The organism is Streptomyces sp. NPDC104581, from assembly GCF_055583685.1.
Genome location: NZ_JBVJNN010000022.1, coordinates 123,505 through 129,067 on the forward strand (window position 1 = coordinate 123,505; position 5,563 = coordinate 129,067).

At 72.3% G+C, this 5,563-nt stretch carries 4 protein-coding genes; 2 read left to right on the forward strand and 2 right to left on the reverse strand.

The window, feature by feature from the left end; all coding sequences use genetic code 11:
• Positions 1-111: 111 nt before the first annotated feature.
• Positions 112-1,230: a transaldolase gene (gene tal, locus ACZ61E_RS19750; protein WP_469701010.1), complete on the reverse strand. Its 1,119-nt coding sequence runs from the start codon at positions 1,228-1,230 to the stop codon at positions 112-114.
• Positions 1,231-1,430: 200 nt separating this feature from the next.
• Positions 1,431-2,573: a PucR family transcriptional regulator gene (locus ACZ61E_RS19755; RefSeq protein ID WP_469701011.1), complete on the reverse strand. Its 1,143-nt coding sequence runs from the start codon at positions 2,571-2,573 to the stop codon at positions 1,431-1,433.
• 176 nt (positions 2,574-2,749) lie between these two features.
• On the opposite strand from ACZ61E_RS19755, the gene ACZ61E_RS19760 reads away from it, so the two are divergent.
• On the forward strand, positions 2,750-3,676 hold the full coding sequence (locus ACZ61E_RS19760) for a proline dehydrogenase family protein (protein ID WP_469701013.1): 927 nt from the start codon (positions 2,750-2,752) through the stop codon (positions 3,674-3,676).
• 76 nt (positions 3,677-3,752) lie between these two features.
• Positions 3,753-5,384 carry an L-glutamate gamma-semialdehyde dehydrogenase gene (gene pruA / locus ACZ61E_RS19765; protein ID WP_469701014.1) on the forward strand — a complete coding sequence of 544 codons (1,632 nt, stop codon included), beginning with the start codon at positions 3,753-3,755 and terminating at the stop codon, positions 5,382-5,384.
• Positions 5,385-5,563 lie beyond the last annotated feature (179 nt).

Here is a 5,563-nt window from a genome sequence, read left to right on the forward strand (position 1 = left end):
ATGCGCCCCCCTCTATCCCTTTTCCTGTTCTCCCCCTCCCCCTCCCCCCCCCCCCCCCCCCCCCCCCCCCCCCCCCCCCCCCCCCCCCCCCCCCCCCCGACCCGTGCGGCGTCAGGCGGCGACCGCGTGCGCGGCGTGCAGTTCCGAGTCCAGCTGGCCGAACAGCTCCTCGCCGGAGGCGGTGAACTTGGCGACGCCCTCGTCCTCCAGCACCCGCACCACGTCGTCGTAGGACACCCCGACGGCCTCCAGATCGTCCAGCACCCGCAGGGACGCCGCGTAGGTGCCGTGGATGGTGTCACCGACGACACGGCCGTGATCGGCGACGGCGCGCAAGGTCTGCTCCGGCATCGTGCTGACCACCCTGGGCGCCACCAGTTCGTCGACGTAGCGGGTGTCGGCGTACGCGGGGTCCTTCACCCCGGTCGAGGCCCAGAGCGGCCGCTGCGGGCGCATCCCGACCGCCGCCAGTGCCCGCCACCCGTCGGACGCGACCGCCTGCTCGAAGTGCTGATAGGCGAGGCGGGCGTTGGCGATCGCGGCCCGTCCGCGCAGCTCCCGTGCCTCGGGGGTGCCGATCCTGTCCAGCCGGCCGTCGACCTCGGTGTCCACCCGGCTGACGAAGAACGAGGCGACCGACGAGATGGACGCCAGATCACGGCCCGCGGCCCGTGCGCGGGTCATGCCGTCGAGGAAGGCGCGCCGCACCTGGTCGTAGCGGCCGAGGGAGAAGATCAGCGTCACATTGACGCTGATGCCCTCCGCGAGCGCGGTGCTGATCGCCTCCAGCCCGGCCACGGTGGCGGGGATCTTCACGAACATGTTCGGCCGGTCCACCAGCCACCACAGGGCCCGCGCCTCGGCGATCGTCGCCGCCGTGTCGTTGGCGACGCGCGGGTCCACCTCCAGGGACACCCGTCCGTCCGCCCCGTCGCCCGCCTCGTACACCGGTCGCAGTACGTCGCAGGCCCAGCGCACGTCGAACGCGGTCAGCGCCCTGGCCGCCTCCTCGACCCGTACGCCGCGCCGTGCCAGATCGTCGACCTGGGCGTGGTAGCGGGACCCCGAGCTGATCGCCTTGGCGAAGATCGTCGGATTGCTGGTGATGCCCACGACCCGCTGATCCCGTACCAGTCGGGCCAGTTCGCCACCGGCGAGCCGCTCCCGGTTCAGGTCGTCGAGCCAGATCGCCACGCCTTCGGCGGTCAGCCGGTCCAGGTTGGCTTTCATGATCTCCTCCCTGCGTCGTCGCGCGGGTGGCGTGCCCGTACGGCGCCCGGATCGGTGCGCGTAACGCCAGGTCAGCGGCGTGAGCCGGGCGGGCGGACCCCGCTTCCACCGTAACGCCGACCGGTGCGGATCCGACCGGCTGCCGGTGGCGGGCTCCTGGTGGCCGGGCTTACCGACCGCCCCAGCCGGGGAGCGGGAGCTCAGGGCACCGGACGGGCGGAGTTCAGGCGGGCCGACTTCAGCGCCATGTGCAGCAGCAGCCGGTCCTCGCCGTCGGCCAGGTCCAGGCCCGTCAGCTGTTCGATGCGGGACAGCCGGTAGTAGAGGGTCTGGCGGTGGATGCCCAGCTCCGCCGCCGTACGGCCGGCCTGGCCCGCGTGGTCGAGATAGACCTCCGCCGTGTGCCTCAGATCCGTGTGCGCGGGCGTCAGCAGCGGCCTCACCACCGGGTCCGTGACCGCGGGCAGCGACGTCAGCAGCCGGTACGGGCCGATCTCCGACCACTGGGCCACGGGGCCGTAGCGGGGCCGCGCCGCCGCGGCGCGGGCCGCCGAGACCGCCTCGTGCCAGGCGTCCGGGAGCTCGGCCAGGCCCCGGCGCGGCGTCGCCGCACCCGCGGCGGCCTCCGGTCCCGCGGCGTCCCGCAGCCGTTCCGCCGCCGCCAGCGCCGGGCCCAGGGCGTCGGGCGACCGGAGCCGTACGAGCAGGGCCAGAGAGAGGTCCGGCAGCGTGCACAGGGCCGCCGTGCCGGCCACCGCGCGCACCGTGGGGTCCGCGCCACGCCACGGCGTCACGCAGAGGACCAGATGCGTACCGTCCCCGCCCGGCCCCAGCGCCGTACGGAGCGCCTCCACCGCCATGTCGCGCTGCCAGCCGTGCTCCGCCGTCAGGACGGCGCGGAACTCACGCGCCAGGTCCGCACCCGCCCGCACCTCCTCGGCGAGCAGCGCCCCGATCCGCCCCGTCACCTCCATGGCCGCCGCCAATCGGTCGTCGGTCAGGCCCCGGCCGGTGTCGTCGAGCAGCCATACGTAGCCGAGCACCGCGCCCCGGTGCCGCACGGGCAGACAGATCCGCCCCCGGAAGACCCCGGCGTCCGGTGCGGCGGGGATACGGACGGGGCCGGTCGCCCGGGTGATGCCGAAGCCCTCGAACCAGTCCCGCACCGCGGGGGTGGACTTCCGCGTCAGGATCGACCGCGTCCTGACGGGATCCATCACGCCCTCGTCGTCGCTGTCGTGCACCCCGAAGGCGATCAGCCCGAAGTCCCTGTTCTCCAGCGTGAGCGGCATGCCGAGCAGCGCCGAGATCTCGTCGACCAGCTCCTGGTAGTCGTCCTTCATCCGGATAGTCTCGCACCGCCTTCAGACATATGTCTGAGATCCCTGCCACGGATGCGTGACAGGTGTCGATGGCAGAGGGCCGGACCGGTCCCTAGATTTCACAGTGGTTCTCCGTAGCCGTCGCCGGGCGTTCGCGCCCCGTACGGCCCGCTCGCTCTCTTCCGTGGAGGTGCCCCGTGCTGGGTCCCGTGATTCTCGCCGCGTCGCGCAGCGACACGATGCGGCGCGTCGTCTCGGCCGCGCCGGTCACCAGGCCCGTCGTGGACCGTTTCATCGCAGGCGAGACCGTCGACGGTACGACTCCCGTCATCCAGGACATGGCCGACAGCGGCCTCGAAGTCACCCTGGACGTCCTCGGCGAGGACATCACCGACCCGGCCGAGGCACTGCACGCCCGCGACGCCTATCTGAAGCTGATCGAGGCCCTCGCACCGCTGGGTCTCGGCGCCCGCGCGGAGATGTCGGTGAAGCTCTCCTCCTTCGGACAGGCCCTGCGCGGCGGCCACGACCTGGCGCTGCGCAACATCACCACCGTCGTCGAGGCCGCCACCGAGATCGGCACCACCGTTACGCTGGACATGGAGGACCACACAACCGTCGACTCGACGCTCGCCATCCACTCCACGCTGCGCGAGCGGTTCCCGGAGACCGGCGCCGTCGTCCAGTCGTACCTCTTCCGTACGGAGGACGACTGCCGCGCGCTCGCGGCCTCCGGCTCCCGGGTACGGCTCGTGAAGGGCGCCTACAAGGAACCCGCGAGCGTCGCGTACCAGGACAAGGGCGAGGTCGACAAGGCGTACGTGCGCTGCCTCAAGACCCTGATGGCCGGTGGAGGACACCCGATGGTCGGGACGCACGACCCGCGCCTGATCGCGATCGCACAGGAGCTCGCGATACGGGCCGGACGCACGCCCGACGCGTACGAGTTCCAGATGCTCTACGGCATCCGGGAGGGCGAGCAGCGCCGTCTCGCCGCCGAGGGCCACCGGGTGCGTGTCTACATCGCGTACGGCACCGACTGGTACGGCTACTTCATGCGCCGGCTGGCCGAACGCCCCGCCAACCTCGCCTTCTTCCTGCGCTCCCTCGCCACCCGCGGCTGAGCACCCGTCACGGCGGCGCGACCGCCCCGTGACCGTCGACCGTGAACCGTCTACTGATCAAGGAGATTCGGCAACCATGGACGCTGTGACCCAGGTCCCCACGCCGGTCAACGAGCCGGTGCACGGCTACGCCCCCGGCTCCCCGGAACGCACCCGCCTCGAAGCCAAGCTCAAGGAACTGGCCGACCACCCCGTCGACCTGCCGATGACCATCGGGGGCGTGAAGCGGATGGGCGGCGGCCAGCGTTTCGACGTCGTGCAGCCGCACAACCACCAGGCCGTCCTCGGTACCTACGGCAACGCCACCGAGCAGGACGCCCACGACGCCGTGGACGCCGCTCTCGCCGCCGCGCCCGGCTGGCGCGCCATGGCCTTCGACGACCGCGCCGCGATCATCCTGCGCGCCGCCGAGCTGCTCTCCGGGCCGTGGCGCGAGACGCTGGCCGCCTCGACGATGCTCGGCCAGTCGAAGACGGTCCAGCAGGCCGAGATCGACACCCCCTGCGAGCTGATCGACTTCTGGCGCTTCAACGTCTCCTACGCGCGGGAGATCCTCGCCGAGCAGCCCCGCGCCAACTCGACGGGCGTGTGGAACCGGCTCGACCACCGGCCGCTCGAAGGCTTCGTCTACGCGATCACGCCCTTCAACTTCACCGCCATCGCCGGCAACCTGCCGACCGCGCCCGCGCTGATGGGCAACGTCGTCGTCTGGAAGCCGTCGCCCACGCAGACGCACGCCGCCGTACTCCTGATGAGCCTTCTTGAAGAGGCGGGGCTGCCCAAGGGCGTCATCAACCTGGTGACCGGCGACGGACTGGCCGTCTCCGAGGTGGCGCTCAACCACCCCGAGCTGGCGGGCATCCACTTCACCGGCTCCACGAAGACCTTCCAGCACCTGTGGAAGACCGTCGGCGGCAACATCGAGAAGTACCGCTCCTACCCGCGCATCGTCGGGGAGACCGGCGGCAAGGACTTCGTGGTGGCCCACCCGAGCGCCGACCGCGGTGTCCTCAAGACGGCGCTGACCCGCGGGTCGTTCGAGTTCCAGGGCCAGAAGTGCTCGGCGTCCTCACGCGCGTACGTCCCGGCCTCCATCTGGAACGACGGCTTCAAGGAGGAGTTCGCGGCCGAGGTCGACGCCATCGCCATGGGCGACGTCACCGACCTGTCGAACTTCATCGGCGCGGTCATCGACGAGCGGGCCTTCGCGAAGAACAAGGCGGCGATCGACCGGGCCGCCGCCGATCCGACGTGCACCGTCATCGCCGGCGGCACCTACGACGACTCCGTCGGCTACTTCGTACGCCCCACGGTCATCGCCTGCACCGACCCGGCCAACGAGGTCTTCACGACCGAGTACTTCGGCCCCATCCTCGCCGTCCACGTCTACGAGGACGAGGACTACGACGCGATGCTGGCGCAGATGGAGTCCGTCTCCGCGTACGCGCTGACCGGCGCCGTCATCGCCGGTGACCGCGCGGCGGCTGCCGACGCCATGGCCAAGCTCCGCTACGCCGCGGGCAACTTCTACATCAACGACAAGTCGACCGGCGCCGTGGTCGGCCAGCAGCCCTTCGGCGGCGGCCGTGCCTCCGGCACCAACGACAAGGCGGGCGCCCCGCAGAACCTGATGCGGTGGACCCTGACCCGGTCGATCAAGGAATCGCTCGTGTCCCCGACGGACTACCGCTACCCGCACATGGGCTGAACCGCCGCGGGCCCGTCGGCCCCACCGCCCCCGCCCCCGCGCCGGCCCAGCCCCGGTGCGGGGGCGGTGTCTTCCCTCTCAAGAGGTCGTGGGGGGGGGGGGGGGGGGGGGGGGGGGGGGGGGGGGGGGGGGGGGGGGGGGGGGGGGGGGGGGGGGGGGGGGGGGGGGGGGGGGGGGGG